Source organism: Nocardia sp. NPDC049190, assembly GCF_040648115.1.
Classification (GTDB): domain Bacteria; phylum Actinomycetota; class Actinomycetes; order Mycobacteriales; family Mycobacteriaceae; genus Nocardia.
Genome location: NZ_JBEZDE010000030.1, coordinates 1 through 15,347, shown reverse-complemented (window position 1 = coordinate 15,347; position 15,347 = coordinate 1). Strand labels below are relative to the sequence as shown.

The following is a 15,347-nucleotide window of genomic DNA, read 5'->3' as shown; positions in this document are numbered from 1 at the left end:
CCCGAGATCACCATGGAGACAGCCGATCTCGGGACGCAATGGACTACACGTGCATCACCGATGCCACGTCCGCGACCTCCGGATTCTTCTGCTTGGTCCGGGGCAGGAAGAACGCCGGGATCACGGTGAGGACGATCAGCACCAACGCCACCACGTAGGTGTGGCTGAAGGCCTCCGCGGCCCGCTGCAGACCCGTTTCCACCACGCCCGGCGGGAGCTTGCTCGCCAGTGTGGGGTCGAAGTTCGCGGCGATCGCCGGACGGGCGAGCGGCTCGTTGTTCAACAGGTTGGTCAGCACGACCGACATCGTCGCGGTGCCGATCGAACCCGCGGTCTGGTTGACGATATTCATCAGTGTCGAACCACGCGCGACCTGCTGATGGGTCAGGGTCTGGATCGCCGCGGTCATGATCGGCATCATCGTGCAGCCCATGCCGAGCCCCATCACGAACAGGGCCGCGATCATGGTGACATACGAGCTGTCCGCGTCGAGTTGGACGAAGTAGGCCGTACCCAGCGAGATCAGTGCGATACCGACGATCACGATCTTGCCGGGACCGATCTTGTCGACCAGACGTCCGGCGATCGGCATGGTGAGCATCGCGCCGAGACCCTGCGGCGCGATCAGGAGACCGGCCTGCAGCGCCGATTCACCACGGACCTGTTGCAGGTAGGTCGGCAGTAGCAGACCGGCCCCGAAGAAGGCGATCGCGAACAGCACCATGGTGAGCACCGAGAAGGTCAATGAGCGGTTGCGGAACAGGTGCAGATCGATCAACGGGTGCTCGGTGCGCAGCGCGTGGAACACGAACGTGATCATCAGGGCCACCCCGATGATCACGGGAATCAGCACCTTCGCCGCCATGACCGTCCCCTCCCCAGGGATGGACGAGACGCCGAACAGGAATAGCGCGAGACCGGGTGAGGCAAGCAGCATGCCGAGGAAATCGAACGACTCCGACGGCTCCGGTTTGTCGCCGGGGAACACGATGACGGCGAGCACCAGCGCGAGCACCCCGATGGGCAGGTTGATCAGGAAGATCCAGTGCCAGCTGAAGTTCTCGATCAACCAGCCGCCCAGGATCGGACCGCCGATCGGGCCGAGCAGCATCGGCACGCCGAGCACCGCCATCACCCGGCCGACCCGCTGGGGACCTGCCGCATGCGTCATGATCGTCATTCCGAGTGGCATCAGCATGCCGCCACCGATGCCCTGGATCACCCGAAACGCGATCAGCGACTCGATGTTCCAGGCCGTGCTGCACAGTACCGAGCCGAGCACGAAGAAGGTCAGCGCCATGATGTACAGCCGTTTGGTGCCGAAGCGGTCCGCGGCCCATCCGGTCAGCGGGATCACGCTCGCCAGCGCGAGTGTGTACCCGGTCATGGTCCACGCCGCGACCGCATAGCTGGTATCGAACTCCCGCTGGAAGGTGGGGATCGCGACGCTGACGACGGTGATGTCGAGGATCGACATGATCGCGCCGAGCACGACCACGCCAGCGACCTTGAAAACGGCCGCATCCAGCTTGTCGGCCGACGGGTCGAGTCCAGCCGCGTGAGTATCCGGAGGTTGTGTCACCGCTTCAGCGTTGCACTTCCGCGGTCTTCGCACCAGGGCTTTACGGTTCCGCGTGTCGCGAAGTCGTCGAACGCGGCCAAGGCAGCCTCGGTCACGGCGTCGCTCGCGGGCAGCAGAGGCAGCCGGACCGCAGGACTGGGAATGCGCCCCTGCGCCGCGAGGACCGCCTTGATGACCACCGGATTGGGTTCGGCGAACAACGTGGCCGACAGTGCCGCGAGCCGGTGACCGAGCAGACGCGCGGGGTCGATCGGACCATCGCGCCAGGCACGGACGAGGGCGGCGAATGATGCGGTGTGCACCGCCGCGGACGCGGCGATCGCGCCGGACGCACCAAGAGCGAGCAGCGGCGACATGTACTGGTCGTCGCCGGCCAGCACCGCGAAGTCGGCGCGGCGCGCGCTCATCAGCGCGATGGTGGCGTCGTCGATGGCGCCGACGGCATGTTTGACGCCGATCACGTTCGGCAGGTCGGCCAACGCGAGCAAGGTGTCGGGGCCGAGCGTCCGACCGGTTCGGTACGGGATGTTGTAGACGATCAGCGGCACCGGGCTGGACGCCGCAAGGTGGCGGAAGTGCTCGAGCACCCCGGCCTCGGTCGGACGCGTGTAGTACGGGACCACGGCGAGCGCGGCGGTACTGTACGCATCCAGCCCCGCGAGAGCTTCGACCGAACCCGCGGTGGAGTTCGATCCCGCGCCGACGATCAACGGGACATCGCGTTCCCGGCAGACCCGCGCGCAGATATCGAGGATCAGCGCACGCTCCGCGGCGGTCGGCGTCGCGGGTTCCCCGGTGGTGCCCAGCGCGACGATTCCGGTGGCGCCCTCGTCGAGGACCTCGTTGGCGAGCCGCTCCAGGGCTTCGGCGGCCAGCGCGCCGCCGACGGCGAAGGGTGTGACCAGCGGAACGAACAGACCTGCGAGCGTCATACCGACCAGCCTCTCCGGGCTGAAGATTCAGGTCGAGTTCACATTTCTACCGCGGAACATAAGGTGACCTTATGCTCGATGTACGCAAACTGCGCTTACTACGTGAACTGGCTCATCACGAGACCATCGCGGCGGTGGCGCAGGCTCTCGTCTACACGCCGTCGGCGGTGTCGCAACAACTGGCCGCCCTGGAGCGCGAGGCAGGCGTGCCGTTGCTGGAACGGACCGGACGCCGGGTCACGCTGACACCGGCGGCGCTCGCGCTCGTGGAGCGCACCGAGACCATCCTCGCAGTGCTCGAGCAGGCCACCGCCGACCTGGCCGCGATTCGGACCGAGTTGACCGGGACACTGCGCATCGGCGCGTTCCCCACGGCCGTCCGGACCATCCTCTCTCCCGCACTCGTCGCGCTGAGCAGCGCATATCCACACCTGGAACTGCGGGTGACCGAACTGGATCCGGCGCTGGCGCCCGACGCGCTGCGCGCTGAGCGGCTGGATGTCGCCCTGGTGCAGGACTACGACTACGTCCCGATCTCCACCGACCCCGGCCTGGAAACCGAGCCGCTGGCGGAGGAAACCGTCTTCCTCGCCGCGCAGTTCGCGGCCCCGCTTTCGTCACATCGCGAAAGCCGTTGGATTGCAAGCACTCCCGGCACGCTATGTCACACGATGACGCTACGAGCATGCGAGGCGGCCGGATTCACGCCGCGCATTCGTCATCACGCCGACGACTTCGGTACCGTGCTCGCGCTCGTTGCCGCCGAACAAGGGGTCGCTCTCGTCCCGGAACTCGGTGCGCTCGAATGCCCGTCCGGAGTCATCCTCAACCCACTGCCGACTCGACGCCGGACCCGCCTGGCCTATCGGCGCGGCACCGGGAACCATCCCGCGGTCCGAGCCGCCCGGCACGCACTGTTGCGGGCGGCGGGGCGCTGATCGTCAGCGCAGCCGATATCGACTGGTAGGCACCAGATCCAGATTTCGATCGCCGCCGAAAGTGGCGACGCTTGTCATCAACTTGCCGATCCGGCGCGCGAGGTCCGCGTCGTCACCGCCACTGCCGTAGAAGGCGTGCGGATCGGTGAGCGCTTCGATCGGGAACAACTCTTCCACGATGCCCGCGATCACGGGCGCGTCGGGTGTGGCCGGTCCGGTCACAAGATTCTGCACATAGCCGAACGTCGCCTGGGTCTCGATGGCGATCGGGGTGTGGTGGACGCGCCAACGGTCCAGCCACTCGGCGTGCGACAGATCACCCGGTTTGCGCAGGAACGCGAGGTTGGCCAGCCCCGGCGACCGCTCCAGCGGGACGGCGACCGGCGGGACGATCGGCGTCAACTCCTCGACGTGCCAGCCCACCACCTGCTCGGCGACCGAGCTGAGCACCTCCGCCGCTATCGCCGGAGCCAGCTGCTGTGTCCACCAGATGCCGACGACCGCCTGCACCGGCGCATCGAACGTCGTGATTCGCAGCATCGCGTTCGCCACATCCGCGTCGGAAATATTGACCTGCACCGCATCGGCCCCGATCAGCCGCCGTGCAAGATCAGCCGTCACGAGATCGCCGGCGCCCCACAGCGCGAAGATCGACTTCATCACGGCCACCTTCTATAACACGTTCCACTTCGCAGAGTAGCTCACCCCCGCGGTGGCGCGCCGTGGCTTCAGGTAACCGGCCTCCACGCCGTCATCGACTCCGGACCGGCACCCTGGCCGGGGCCCGCTGTCGGACAGCCCCAGTCCACGCGAGACCGCGACCAGCCCGGGTATTCGCCTGCCGTATTACCTGTTCAAGCGCCCGTTTGACCCACAGGGGACCGGGTAATAGCGCCGGGTACCACCCCCTACACAGGAGAGGTTCCACATCATGAGGATTACGCGCGGTGCGAAGCTCATCCGTCTCGACGACAACCAAGTGGCGGTACAAGTCAAGGTGATCCGCCGCAGCCCGGTGGCCTACGCGGAGATCGAGCCTCGCGGTGGCGGACATCGCCGCGCGATCCTGTTACAGGAACTCGAACGGGACTATCGACTCGAGCCAGGCCTGGCAATGGATCAATAGCATTCACTGATCCGGACCCAGCACCGATCCGGACCCCAGCACCGCTTACCTCGTACGCGCCCGTGCGCGCCCCGGGTCGAACTCGGATATGCCCAGTACCATCCGACCGCGATCGCACAGCCGGATACCTGGGGCGAGTCGGCGGGCCAGTGGAACCATGCGAAACCCCGACGCTCGCCACGCGAGCGCCGGGGTTGGTTCAGGTTCGGCGACGAGATGCTACTTCGGCTGCGGGAGACCGGCTTCTGCTTCCATGTCCGCCAGATGGAGGCGCTTGATCGGCCCGACGACGAACACGTAGGAGACCACCGCCGCAAGAGCGCAGCCGCCGACGAAGACGAGCGCCCAGTCGTAGGAACCGGTGGAGTCGACGAGGTAGCCGATGATGATCGGCGTGGTGATCGCCGCGACCGCGCCGAAGGTGTTGAAGACGCCGCCGCCGAGTCCAGAGATTTCTTTGGGCGAGGCATCGGACATGACGGCCCACCCGAGAGCGCCGAATCCCTTGCGAAGAACGACAGCGACATCAGCGCGACAACCATCCAGGAAGCCTCGACGTAATTGCACAGAATGATCGAACTGGCCAGCAGTAGCCCGGCGATGATCGGGATCTTGCGGGCGGCGGTCTGCGACAGGCCGCGGCGCAACAGGATCGTGTATCGCACCTTGCCCGTCTTCCTTGTCGAGACGATGGTCGACTCGGCGACCGTCGGGGCGGTAGTCATGGGGACTGGTCTCCTCGGAGCATTTGTGGCGCCGCATCACGAAGTGCTTCAAGTCACATCGGCGGGTAAAAGTGACTGTACGTACGACGACATATGCGAGCCCAAGCCCGATTTCGGATCATACGATACCTAATGGGAATTGATGAACCGAGGCCCCTTGGTTATGGCAGAGCATGCTCCAGCGCAGGCAGCAGTCTGGCCAGGACGGGGTTCTCGTCGTTGATGCGCCACACCAGATCGAGTTCGACCTGCGCGGGGCGCGTCAACGCCAGCGGGCGATACACGACGTTCTCATAGCGCATCTTGCTTGCGGATTCCGGCACGACGGCGATGCCCCACCCGAGGTGCACCAAGCCCAGAATGCTGTGAATCTGACTGAGGTGCTGGACCACCACCGGCGCAACCGAGGCATCGTGGAACACCGAGGACAACAGTTCGAAGAAGTAGCGCGACTCGATCGGGTTGTACATCAGGAAATCGACCCCGTGCAGGTCGGCGATCTCGATCGGGTGCCCCAGGTGCGCCAACGGATGATTATCCGGCAATGCCGCGATCAGCGGTTCTCGAATGAAAGCGCGCGAAGCGAGGTCCGGCCTGGCGAACGGGGGCCGGACCATGCCGATATCGAGGGAACCGTCGGTCAGGGCCTCGACCTGAGTCCTGGTGACCATCTCGCGAAGCTCGAGTTCGACGTCCGGGATCGTCGACCGCGCCGCGGCAAGTACCGCCGCCAGCCCCGAGTGCACGCTGCCGCCGGTGAACCCGACGCGCAGCACACCCGATCGACCGGCGGAAGCCTTGCGTACCGACAAGGCCGCACGCTCGGACTGTTGCAACAGCCGCCGGGCGTCGGCGAGAAAAGCCTTGCCCGCCGGAGTGAGCTTCACCGCGCGACTCGACCGGTCGAACAGCAGTACCGCGAGGTCCTTTTCCAACAGCTGGATCTGCCTGCTCAGCGGTGGTTGGGTCATGTTGAGACGCTCGGCCGCCCGTCCGAAGTGCAGTTCTTCGGCGACCGCGACGAACTGGGTGAGCTGCGCCAACGAAAACATCCAATACCTTTCAAGCATCAATTGATCCAGATGAAGTGTTGGACTTGAATAATAGCCAGTCCTAGCCTGGGGCTACAGCGCATAACGGACTGTGCGGTTGACCTCGACCAAGGAGACCCGAATCGCCATGACGACCGCCTCCCCCCAGGACATCGCCCACCACCTCGGCTCTGGTCTGCTGTCATTTCCCGTCACTCACCTGCGGCCGGACCATTCCTTCGACGAGGTGGCCTACCGCGACAACATCGGGTGGCTCGGCCAATTCGGCGCCGCTGGACTGTTCGCCGCGGGCGGCACCGGCGAATTCTTCTCGCTCGACGCGAGCGAAGTAGAACGCGTCGTGGCGGCCGCGGTCCAAGAGGCGCCCGCCGAGGTGCCGGTGATCGCGCCGGCCGGTTACGGCACCGCGACGGCCGTTCAGATGGCGAAGTCCGCTCAACGCGTCGGCGCACAAGGGATTCTGCTGTTTCCGCCTTATCTGACCGAGGCGAGCCAAGGAGGCCTCGTCGCCCATGTGAAGGCGGTCTGCGCGGCCACCGATCTCGGTGTCACCATCTACAGCCGCGCGAATGCGGTGTACACCGAAACGGCCATCGCCGAACTCGTGGACAGCTGCCCGAACCTGGTCGGCTTCAAGGACGGCGTCGGCAACGTCGAACAGATGACGCGAATCTACGCCGCCATCGGCGATCGCCTGACCTACATCGGCGGCCTCCCCACCGCGGAAATGTTCGCCCTTACGTACCTCGCTTTGGGTGTCACCACCTATTCTTCGGCGATCTTCAACTTCGTTCCCCAATTCGCGCTCGACTTCTACTCCGCGCTCCGGCGCGGCGACAGCGCCTTCGTGATCAACGCGCTCAACGAGTTCGTGATCCCGTACTGCAACCTGCGCAACCGCAAAGAGGGCTACGCGGTCAGCATCATCAAGGGCGGCATGAAAGTCATCGGCCGCGACGCCGGTCCGGTCCGAACCCCCCTGACCGATCTCGACGATGTCGAACTCGCCGAGCTGGCCGACCTGGTCAAGAAAGTGAGCTGAGATGACCACCGCACCTACAGTCACACTCACCGGTGTCAACCTCATCGGCAACGACGACGTCGCGGCCACCGGCACCGCATTCCGCGCGACCGATCCGGCGAGCGGGGCTGCCCTCGAACCTGTCTACCACCAGGCGTCCGCGTCTGACATCGACCGTGTCACGACACTCGCCTGGGAAGCATTCGCCACCTTCCGGCAGACCACGTTCGCACAGCGGGCGGCGTTCCTCGAGTCCATCGCCGACGAGATCGAGGCGCTCGGATCGACGTTGACCGAACGAGTCCATGCCGAGACCGGCATCCCCACCGCCCGCATTCTGGGCGAAACCGCCCGCACGACAGGACAGTTGCGCATGTTCGCCGATGTGGTCCGCGAGGGTAGTTGGACGCACGCGCGCCTGGACGCCGCCGATCCCGACCGCGCCCCCCTGCCGAAGCCCGACCTGCGCCAACGTGAGGTGCCGGTGGGACCGGTGGCGGTATTCGCGGCAAGCAATTTCCCGCTGGCATTCTCTGTAGCGGGCGGCGACACGGCCGCTGCCCTGGCGGCCGGAGCGCCTGTGATCGTCAAAGCGCATCCCGCCCACCCAGGAACCTCCGAGTTGGTCGGGCGCGCAGTGCGCAACGCAGTTCGCACCCATGGACTGCCCGAAGGAACATTCGGGCTGATCCACGGGCCCGGACACGAAGTCGGCAGCGCGCTTGCCACCGATCCCCGGATCCGCGCCATCGGCTTCACCGGCTCTCGACAGGGTGGGCTGGCGTTGATATCGGCCGCGGCGGCCCGGCCGGTGCCGATTCCGGTTTACGCGGAGATGTCGAGCGTCAACCCGGTCTTCGTGTTGCCAGGAGCGCTCGCTGAGCGGGGCAGCGAACTCGGCGCGGCCTACATCGCGTCGATGAACGTCGGCGTCGGTCAGTTGTGTACCAGTCCAGGACTGCTGTTTCTTGTCGACGGGCCCGGAGCCGACGACTTCGTCCAGTCCGCCACCGACGCCGTTTCGGCCACCGTGGCCGCTCCGATGCTCTCGCCCGCTCTCGCCGCGGCGTTCGCCCAGGGCGTCAGCCGCGTCACCGACAACACGCACGTCGCAGTTGCCGCCCGCGGAACCGAAGACAGTCGCCTCGCCTGCCCAGCTATCGCGCAGCTTTTCGTGACCACCGCCGAACAGTTCCTCGCCGATCACCTGCAGGACGAAATATTCGGACCCGCTTCGGTGATCGTGCGGATCGGTGACGCCGGCTTGCTCACGCGAATCGTCGAGGCCTTGGAAGGTCAGCTGACAGCGACCGTGCACGCGGCTCCCTCCGACTACGAGATGGCGCGACCACTGCTCGACCACCTCGAATTGCTCGCGGGCCGAGTGCTGTTCAACGGTTGGCCCACCGGTGTCGAAGTCGGCCATGCCATGATCCATGGCGGCCCGTTCCCCGCGACATCAGCGCCCGCGACCACTTCGGTGGGAAGTCGCGCCATCGAACGCTTCCTGCGGCCGGTCGCCTATCAGAACGTCCCCGAAGAACTGCTGCCCACCGAACTACGCACCGACAACCCGCTCGGAATTCCGCGCCGGATCGACGGCACGCTGCGCAGCACCGACTAACCCCATGGCCACCGACTCGCGCCACCTCCCGGCAACGACGCCACACCACCAGGAGCACATCCTGCCCACCTCGGCCATCTCGACGAAGCCGGCCAGCGCGCTGTCGGCTCCCGACGCCGCGCGGACAGCGTTCACCCCGGGCGCGGCAACTCTCGACCGGATCGCTCAGGTAAAACTGTCCTCGATCGTGCTCCCGCTCTCGAACCCGATCAGTGATGCGAAAGTACTGACCGGCCGCCAGCGACCGATGACCGAGGTGGTCTTCCTCTTCGCCGAGGTCCGCACCGACGGCGGCCATGAAGGTATCGGATTCAGCTACTCCAAGCGCGCGGGCGGCCCGGCGCAGTTCGCCCACGCCGAGGAGGTCGCGCCCGCCCTGATCGGCGAGGATCCCAGCGATATCGCCAAGATCTGGACCAAGCTGCAGTGGGCAGGCGCCTCTGTCGGCCGCAGCGGTGTCGCCACCCAAGCCATCGCCGCCATCGATATCGCCCTGTGGGACCTCAAAGCCAAACGGGCCGGCCTGCCGATGGCGAAATTGCTCGGGTCACATCGTGATTCGGTCAAGACCTACAACACCTCCGGTGGATTCCTGCACACCCCCATCGAGCAGGTCATCGATAACGCGACCCGCTCGCTCGCCGAGGGAATCGGCGGCATCAAGCTCAAAGTCGGTCAGCCCGACTGGAAGCTCGATGTCGCCCGCGTGACCGCGGTCCGCGAACACCTCGACGACGACGTACCACTGATGATCGACGCCAACCAGCAATGGGATCGGCCCACCGCACAACGCATGGGCCGGATCTTCGAGGAATTCAACCTCGTCTGGATCGAAGAACCCCTCGACGCCTACGACGCCGAAGGACATGCTCAACTCGCCCGCAACCTCGACACCTCGATCGCGACCGGCGAAATGCTCGCGAGCGTAGGCGAACACGTCCGCCTCATCGAAGCAGGTTCGGTCGACATCATCCAGCCCGACGCACCCCGCATCGGCGGCTTCACGCAATTCCTGAAACTCGGCGCGCTGGCCGAACACAACCACCTCCAGCTCGCGCCGCACTTCGCCATGGAAATCCACCTGCATCTGGCCGCCGCCTACCCCCTGGACGCGTGGGTCGAGCACTTCGACTGGCTCGACCCGCTGTTCAACGAGCACCTCGAGATCCGCGACGGCCGCATGCACCTGTCCAACCGTCCAGGACTCGGGTTCACCCTCAGCGACCAAGCTCGCGCCTGGACCGTGGCTACTGCCGAATTCCACAGTTAGAGATCGGTTTCGCGCCCTCACTGCTCCGATCACTCCGTCCCACCGGAGTAATCGGAGCAGCGGATAGGCGGCTACCGCGTGGCGCTCGGTGCGTTATGACTACCGCGCAGCGCTCGGTGGCCGATACGTGATATTGCGTGCGGTGGCCTCGTCGATCTGTTCCGGAGTGAGCAGAGCAACGGTGTGCGAGACCGCAGCTCCGGACGCGGCCGTGCGGACAGCCAGTGCCGCGGCGGCCATCTCGTCCGGCGCGTCGCCGATCACGAACAGATCGTCCGCACCTAAAGCGAAATAACAGGCGTCCACATAGCCGCCCACACTTTCGACCATCTCGGTGATGGCTGCCCTACGGGCGCTACCGCCCTGTTCGAGCAGTCCGCGTGCCCCCTCAGGGGAATAGCTGACCCGCCAGAGATACTTCGGCATCGCGCCTCCTGCTCGCAGCTGTCGGTGGTACCGAGTCCGGTCCCGGCCGTGCGGCGCGACCGGCGAGACCTGAGATTACGGACTCACGGGCGATCAACATCGCCACCATGGCAATTTTGCAGCAAATGATGCTGCGTTGTAACCCAGGCGCTGCCCACAAACCATCCGCGAATGCGTCGACCGCATTGGGTAGCAACCGATCCTGCGATTGGTCGACACGAGCCCGAATACCGCAAGGTGCGGAGAATCGGCCAGCATCCCCGGAGATAGCCGCCAGATCGACCTGGTGCGGGTTAGCAGCGCTGCCACAGCCGGCGTAACAATGCCGACCGCGACCCGCCAACCCCGCTCTGACCAGTCGATTAGCCCCCTCACCGGGTCGTGCGGTAATCTCTTCGAGCGCCCGCAAGGCGGACGCGGACGGGCTGTGGCGCAGTTTGGTAGCGCACTTGACTGGGGGTCAAGTGGTCGCAGGTTCAAATCCTGTCAGCCCGACAGCGAAAAACCCCTTCCGACCTGGTCCGGAAGGGGTTTTCTGTTATCGAGCGATCTGGAGAGTTGGGACCGATTTGGGACCATCGCCACTCTGCAGGTGCTGAGACAGCTTTTGACCGTCGTCGCGGAGGGTCTCGATATCGGGGTGTAGGTATCGCTGGGTGATCCGGGGATCGGTATGGCCGGCGATTCGTTGCAACCGGTGCAGTGGCACCCCCGCGTCGGCGAGCCAGGTGAGCCCCGTATGCCGCAGATCGTGCCGCCGTAGATGCTCGTAGCCCAGCTGCGCGACCACCTCATCCCAATGCGTTGCCTTCCGCAGAACACCGGTCGCGATCCGACCGCCTCGCGGCCCGACGAACAACCGGGCGCTTATGAACGCATCTCGCTGGTCGTCGTCACTCGCATCCCGCAGAGCAGGGTCAGACTTCACGCGGGTGCGAGCGGCACTGATCCGGCGAACCCGGGCCGAACGCCGGCAAACCCGTTGGCTGGCGAGTTGATAAGGGGCATCCGTTGCAGGGCCTTCAAGTCGGTTGGCGAGGACCGCGGCTGGCAAAGCAATGATGGGGTACGCCGATGTTCTCGGCTCGGTGTACGTGTACGACAGCGGTGTCGGCAACCATTTGAAGGTGGCTGTCGGTGACGTGATCGTGGTCTACGGTCGAGAGGTCGTGCACGGGGTATCGCTGATCGACCACATCGACTCTCGCCCAGGGCAAAAACTGCGGCGGGTGTGCCCTAACTGCGGGCGGACCGGCATCGATCGGCGTGTCAACAAGCAGCCGACGTACTTGTGCGGCAAGTGTCGAAGCGAGTTCGACGTTCCGGAAGACCGCCAGGAGCCGGTAACCCTCTACACCGCCAGCTATGGAGCGCACTGGCAGTTGATCGACGGTGCGCTAACGGCCGATGACCTTGAGGCAGCGGTGCAAACACGCGATCGGCAGAGCGCGATCCGGCTTTGCGATCTCGGCGAGCTCGCCAGGCTTCTCGACCGTATTCATGCTCGGGTGCCGGAGCACAGGGGCGCGTGGGCTGCTACTCCCTTCGGCGGGCACCGCGTGAGGGCGGTGGCGGTGCGGCTCAACCAAGACAAGTTCCGTCGGATGTTGTTGCGCAACTGTATCGTGCCGCGCAGCGAGGACTGTGTCCCTGGCGGAACCTGCGAGGACGGTGCCACCAACCTGGCAGCGGATGCGACTGTAGCGGCGGCGTGGTGATCGCCGACAAGGCGTACTCCTCGGCCGCCAACCGCGCCTTGCTGCGCGAGCGGGCAGGCCGATATCGATCTCGGTGGTATGCCGCCACGTCGCTGCGGCATCCGGATCGGAGACACAGGCGGTCACACAGTCTTCGAGCATCCGCTCGGCATCCTCGGGCAAGCCTTGCATCAAACACCTCCACCACGGCCGGGAACTCTACGAAGAGGTCTATGACAGAGTCGCGGCCGGGTGCGATGTCCAGAGACGAAGCTCTCGATGTGATCAGCGAGTTCGCGGGCATGGAAACCATGCCTGGGGACCTTCTCGCGCCCAGGTCCACCGGACCAACATCTACGACATGGAATCTAGCTGGCGTCAGCACGGTGACAACATCTGACCACCGTCGAGGCATCAGGCGAAGGTTTACGCGAGAGATGATTACGCGTAGTCACCAGTGCCACACCTCCATCACGAGGGCAGATACAGGTGTCATGGACGGCCGGTGCGCGGCGTTTCGTCGACTTGCAAGGTGAAGACATCGGGGCGGGCGTAGTGGCCGGTGGGGTCGAAGTCGAAGCGCGAGCGGGCAAGGTCGGCCAAGTCCAGCGTGGCGGTGAGAATGCCCTCGCTGTCACGCAATGGGCCGGCAAGGACCTCGCCGAGCGGGGAGATGATCGTACTGCCGCCTCCGATGAGTAGGGTGTTCGGTGCGTCGCCTTGGACTGGGTGTACGTCGACGGGCAGGTCGGAACGAAGCAGGTACTGGTTGGCGCTGAGCACAAAGCAGCGGCCCTCCAGGGCGATGTGCCGCATGGTGGCCTGCCAGTTGTCGCGATCGTCCACGGTGGGCGCGCACCAGACGTCGACGCCTTTGCCGTACATCGCGGTACGGAAAAGCGGCATGTAGTTCTCCCAGCAGATCGCGGCGCCCACGGTCGCCGGCCCCACCTGCACTACTGGCATGGTAGAGCCGTCGCCGCAGCCCCAGATCGAACGCTCGGCTGCGGTGGGCATCAGCTTGCGGTGCTTGCCGAGGTAGCCCTGAGGTCCGCAGTACAGGGCAGTGCAGTACAGCGTGCCGCCAGCGCGCTCGATGGCGCCGACCACCGTGTACACGCCCAACTCGCGTGTGAGGTCGGACAGATGTTGCACTTCGGGGCCAGAGATGTCGATCGCCGAGTCGAAGTAACGGCGGAACAACTCCCGGCCCTCGGTGGTGCGGCTGCCGACCGTGACACCGAAGTCCATGCCTTTGGGATAGCCGCCGAGAAACGCCTCCGGCAGGACGACCAGCTCGGCACTACCGGAGGCAGCCTCAAGGATCAGCTCTTGCGCCTTCGCGAGGTTGGCGGGTGTGTCGAACAGGCGTGCGCCAGCCTGGGCAACGGAGGCGGTCAGGGTATGAATAGGCCGCATGGGGGTGCACTCTACGGGCCACGAACTGCCTGTGCGAAACATCGCGCTCGGGCTGCTACCCAGTTCGGCTTCCAGTTCTGGCCGAAGCCGAACAACCTGAGGTGTGACCCGAATACGCCGGAATAGGGGCAATAGCTGTCCGTAGGCGCTCGTATTGGGTGTTCGGTCACGGTGGCGGGCCGGTCGTTTAGATGCTCTCTCGCGCAACGTCAGTCAAGTATCCGATCTGCGATGTCCCTGGTGGAACCGAAACACCTCGTCGGCGGCCGGGCGTCCCAAACATATTCCACGCTAATGGAATTGGCTGAGGAACCTGAGTCTGGGTAATGATCCGTAATGTTGTGAAGCTGATTGGCGGACCCACCGAAGACCCTTGGTGGGCCGAATTGCTGCCGTCGTTCCGCCGGCTCGCAGCCCCGGAGCGATACGGTCCCTATGTCGATGGTTATGTGTTCCCGGCGCCCGTGGCGGAGATGCCCATCTACCTGAAGTATGTCCGCTCGCGTTTCCTCACGATGGGCGGCAAGATCGTGCAGCGCCATGTTGACGACATCAGCGAGACCTTCCCCGGGCACTCCCTCGTGGTCAACTGTTCCGGGCTCGGCGCGGTGGACCTTATGGCCGATAGTTTGACGAAGCCTGTGCGGGGACAAGTGGTCAGGACCTCTCTGGTGGGCCTCGATGAAGTTGTCATCGACTTCGGAAACCCTGCCAGCCCAACCTATATCGTGCTGCGCAGCGAGGACAGTGTCCTTGGCGGAACCTGCGAGGACGGCGCCACCAACCTGGCAGCGGATGCGACTGTAGCGGAGGCGTGGTGATCGCCGTCGAGGCGGGGCACCACGACCGCCTCCAATAACGGCGCGAGCATCGGTGCATCGCAGGCCTGGCCGGGTGTGAGCAGCACCGCCAGGCCACGGCCATGACCATCGGCGACCAGATGGACCTTGGTCGTCGAACCACCGCGTGAACGCCCTATCGCGTGATCAGCAGGTTCATAACCCCGACACCGAGTCGTGCCTGTCGCCCGCGCCATGCTGGTGCACCCGCACGATCGTGGAGTCGATCGAGGCCACCCAATCCAGATCACCAGTGGTGTCGGCCAACGCCAGCAGCGCGGTCAGCACCCGATCCCATGTGCCGTCCGCGGCATAGCGCCGATGCCGCTTCCATACCGTCTGCCACGGCCCGAACTCCCACGGCAGGTCCCGCCACGGCGAACTCGTCCGCAACCGATACAGCATCCCCTCCACCACCAGCCGGCTGTTGGCGAAATTACGACCTACCCGCCCTTCGGATTTCGGCAACAGCAGCTCCAGCAACTCCCACTGCTTTATCCGTCAACACCTGATACCGATCAACCACCAACCTCGACACAGCGGACATGATGCACCACCGACGCATTCCGAACACCCTGTTCGGTCGATTGGGAGACGCAACCTAGTGTGTCGCGCCTGAAATCAGGCAAGTAAGTTGTTGATTAGTTTGGGGGTGTTGTCGGGTTGATTTTGGCGAGGTAGTCGGCGAGGGATTTC

General features: G+C 65.0%; 16 protein-coding genes, 1 tRNA gene and 1 pseudogene. 8 read left to right on the top strand and 10 right to left on the bottom strand.

From position 1 onward, the window contains the following. Positions 1-43: 43 nt before the first annotated feature. Both AB0B25_RS23615 and dapA read right to left on the bottom strand, forming a co-directional pair. Positions 44-1,582 (bottom strand): DHA2 family efflux MFS transporter permease subunit, encoded by a 1,539-nt coding sequence (locus AB0B25_RS23615; protein WP_357183252.1) that lies wholly within the window; start codon positions 1,580-1,582, stop codon positions 44-46. Beyond that, positions 1,579-2,514: a 4-hydroxy-tetrahydrodipicolinate synthase gene (gene dapA / locus AB0B25_RS23610; RefSeq protein WP_357183249.1), complete on the bottom strand. Its 936-nt coding sequence runs from the start codon at positions 2,512-2,514 to the stop codon at positions 1,579-1,581. Before dapA ends, AB0B25_RS23615 begins: the two co-directional genes overlap by 4 nt. A gap of 71 nt (positions 2,515-2,585) precedes the next feature. On the opposite strand from dapA, the gene AB0B25_RS23605 reads away from it, so the two are divergent. Beyond that, positions 2,586-3,452, top strand: a complete 867-nt coding sequence (locus tag AB0B25_RS23605; RefSeq protein WP_357183248.1) for a LysR family transcriptional regulator — start codon at positions 2,586-2,588, stop codon at positions 3,450-3,452. Positions 3,453-3,455: 3 nt separating this feature from the next. On the opposite strand, the gene AB0B25_RS23600 is transcribed toward AB0B25_RS23605, so the two are convergent. Next, the gene (locus tag AB0B25_RS23600) at positions 3,456-4,112 is read right to left on the bottom strand and encodes a hypothetical protein (RefSeq protein WP_357183246.1); all 657 of its coding nucleotides are present in this window, start codon (positions 4,110-4,112) and stop codon (positions 3,456-3,458) included. 271 nt (positions 4,113-4,383) lie between these two features. On the opposite strand from AB0B25_RS23600, the gene AB0B25_RS23595 reads away from it, so the two are divergent. After that, positions 4,384-4,578: a hypothetical protein gene (locus AB0B25_RS23595; RefSeq protein WP_357074234.1), complete on the top strand. Its 195-nt coding sequence runs from the start codon at positions 4,384-4,386 to the stop codon at positions 4,576-4,578. Positions 4,579-4,797: 219 nt separating this feature from the next. On the opposite strand, the gene AB0B25_RS23590 is transcribed toward AB0B25_RS23595, so the two are convergent. Then, positions 4,798-5,055: a hypothetical protein gene (locus tag AB0B25_RS23590; protein WP_357183243.1), complete on the bottom strand. Its 258-nt coding sequence runs from the start codon at positions 5,053-5,055 to the stop codon at positions 4,798-4,800. 409 nt (positions 5,056-5,464) lie between these two features. Beyond that, the gene (locus AB0B25_RS23585) at positions 5,465-6,355 is read right to left on the bottom strand and encodes a LysR family transcriptional regulator (protein ID WP_357183240.1); all 891 of its coding nucleotides are present in this window, start codon (positions 6,353-6,355) and stop codon (positions 5,465-5,467) included. 127 nt (positions 6,356-6,482) lie between these two features. Between AB0B25_RS23585 and kdgD the strand changes: the two genes are divergently transcribed. From kdgD to AB0B25_RS23570, 3 genes are read left to right on the top strand one after another with little or no spacing between them, the layout of a single operon-like run. Then, a complete protein-coding gene (gene kdgD / locus AB0B25_RS23580; RefSeq protein ID WP_357183237.1) occupies positions 6,483-7,397 on the top strand; it encodes a 5-dehydro-4-deoxyglucarate dehydratase in 915 nt (304 codons plus the stop codon). Position 7,398: 1 nt separating this feature from the next. Beyond that, positions 7,399-9,000 (top strand): aldehyde dehydrogenase (NADP(+)), encoded by a 1,602-nt coding sequence (locus AB0B25_RS23575; protein WP_357183235.1) that lies wholly within the window; start codon positions 7,399-7,401, stop codon positions 8,998-9,000. A gap of 4 nt (positions 9,001-9,004) precedes the next feature. Beyond that, a complete protein-coding gene (locus AB0B25_RS23570; RefSeq protein WP_357183233.1) occupies positions 9,005-10,270 on the top strand; it encodes a mandelate racemase/muconate lactonizing enzyme family protein in 1,266 nt (421 codons plus the stop codon). A 99-nt stretch (positions 10,271-10,369) separates the two neighbouring features. Here the strand turns inward: AB0B25_RS23570 and AB0B25_RS23565 are convergent, their stop codons facing one another. After that, on the bottom strand, positions 10,370-10,696 hold the full coding sequence (locus tag AB0B25_RS23565; RefSeq protein ID WP_357183230.1) for a GYD domain-containing protein: 327 nt from the start codon (positions 10,694-10,696) through the stop codon (positions 10,370-10,372). Positions 10,697-11,117: 421 nt separating this feature from the next. Between AB0B25_RS23565 and AB0B25_RS23560 the strand changes: the two genes are divergently transcribed. Continuing rightward, positions 11,118-11,191, top strand: a tRNA-Pro gene (locus AB0B25_RS23560). A 43-nt stretch (positions 11,192-11,234) separates the two neighbouring features. Here the strand turns inward: AB0B25_RS23560 and AB0B25_RS23555 are convergent. Continuing rightward, a complete protein-coding gene (locus tag AB0B25_RS23555; protein ID WP_357183227.1) occupies positions 11,235-11,624 on the bottom strand; it encodes a tyrosine-type recombinase/integrase in 390 nt (129 codons plus the stop codon). Positions 11,625-11,838: 214 nt separating this feature from the next. On the opposite strand from AB0B25_RS23555, the gene AB0B25_RS23550 reads away from it, so the two are divergent. Further along, positions 11,839-12,414, top strand: coding sequence for a hypothetical protein (locus AB0B25_RS23550; protein ID WP_357183224.1), 576 nt, complete (start codon positions 11,839-11,841; stop codon positions 12,412-12,414). A 471-nt stretch (positions 12,415-12,885) separates the two neighbouring features. Here AB0B25_RS23550 and AB0B25_RS23545 read toward each other — a convergent pair whose 3' ends face one another. Beyond that, positions 12,886-13,812, bottom strand: a complete 927-nt coding sequence (locus AB0B25_RS23545; protein WP_357183221.1) for a nitrilase-related carbon-nitrogen hydrolase — start codon at positions 13,810-13,812, stop codon at positions 12,886-12,888. A 341-nt stretch (positions 13,813-14,153) separates the two neighbouring features. Here AB0B25_RS23545 and AB0B25_RS23540 point away from each other — a divergent pair, with 341 nt between their 5' ends. Next, positions 14,154-14,633 carry an FAD-dependent oxidoreductase gene (locus AB0B25_RS23540; protein ID WP_357183218.1) on the top strand — a complete coding sequence of 160 codons (480 nt, stop codon included), beginning with the start codon at positions 14,154-14,156 and terminating at the stop codon, positions 14,631-14,633. Between the two features lie 23 nt (positions 14,634-14,656). Here the strand turns inward: AB0B25_RS23540 and AB0B25_RS23535 are convergent. Continuing rightward, a pseudogene (locus tag AB0B25_RS23535) lies at positions 14,657-14,794 on the bottom strand (IS5/IS1182 family transposase); the annotation flags it as partial. Between the two features lie 13 nt (positions 14,795-14,807). Beyond that, positions 14,808-15,134 (bottom strand): transposase, encoded by a 327-nt coding sequence (locus tag AB0B25_RS23530; protein WP_357183215.1) that lies wholly within the window; start codon positions 15,132-15,134, stop codon positions 14,808-14,810. Positions 15,135-15,347: the final 213 nt, after the last annotated feature.

What these genes read in the sequence shown, in the direction of transcription:
- AB0B25_RS23575 (WP_357183235.1), top strand. Translation starts at nt 7,399, where the DNA reads ATGACCACCGCACCTACAGTCACACTCACCGGTGTCAACCTCATCGGC.
- AB0B25_RS23545 (WP_357183221.1), bottom strand. Translation starts at nt 13,812, where the DNA reads ATGCGGCCTATTCATACCCTGACCGCCTCCGTTGCCCAGGCTGGCGCA.
- AB0B25_RS23590 (WP_357183243.1), bottom strand. Translation starts at nt 5,055, where the DNA reads ATGTCCGATGCCTCGCCCAAAGAAATCTCTGGACTCGGCGGCGGCGTC.
- AB0B25_RS23595 (WP_357074234.1), top strand. Translation starts at nt 4,384, where the DNA reads ATGAGGATTACGCGCGGTGCGAAGCTCATCCGTCTCGACGACAACCAA.
- AB0B25_RS23585 (WP_357183240.1), bottom strand. Translation starts at nt 6,355, where the DNA reads ATGTTTTCGTTGGCGCAGCTCACCCAGTTCGTCGCGGTCGCCGAAGAA.
- kdgD (WP_357183237.1), top strand. Translation starts at nt 6,483, where the DNA reads ATGACGACCGCCTCCCCCCAGGACATCGCCCACCACCTCGGCTCTGGT.
- AB0B25_RS23605 (WP_357183248.1), top strand. Translation starts at nt 2,586, where the DNA reads ATGCTCGATGTACGCAAACTGCGCTTACTACGTGAACTGGCTCATCAC.
- AB0B25_RS23570 (WP_357183233.1), top strand. Translation starts at nt 9,005, where the DNA reads ATGGCCACCGACTCGCGCCACCTCCCGGCAACGACGCCACACCACCAG.
- AB0B25_RS23565 (WP_357183230.1), bottom strand. Translation starts at nt 10,696, where the DNA reads ATGCCGAAGTATCTCTGGCGGGTCAGCTATTCCCCTGAGGGGGCACGC.
- AB0B25_RS23600 (WP_357183246.1), bottom strand. Translation starts at nt 4,112, where the DNA reads ATGAAGTCGATCTTCGCGCTGTGGGGCGCCGGCGATCTCGTGACGGCT.
- dapA (WP_357183249.1), bottom strand. Translation starts at nt 2,514, where the DNA reads ATGACGCTCGCAGGTCTGTTCGTTCCGCTGGTCACACCCTTCGCCGTC.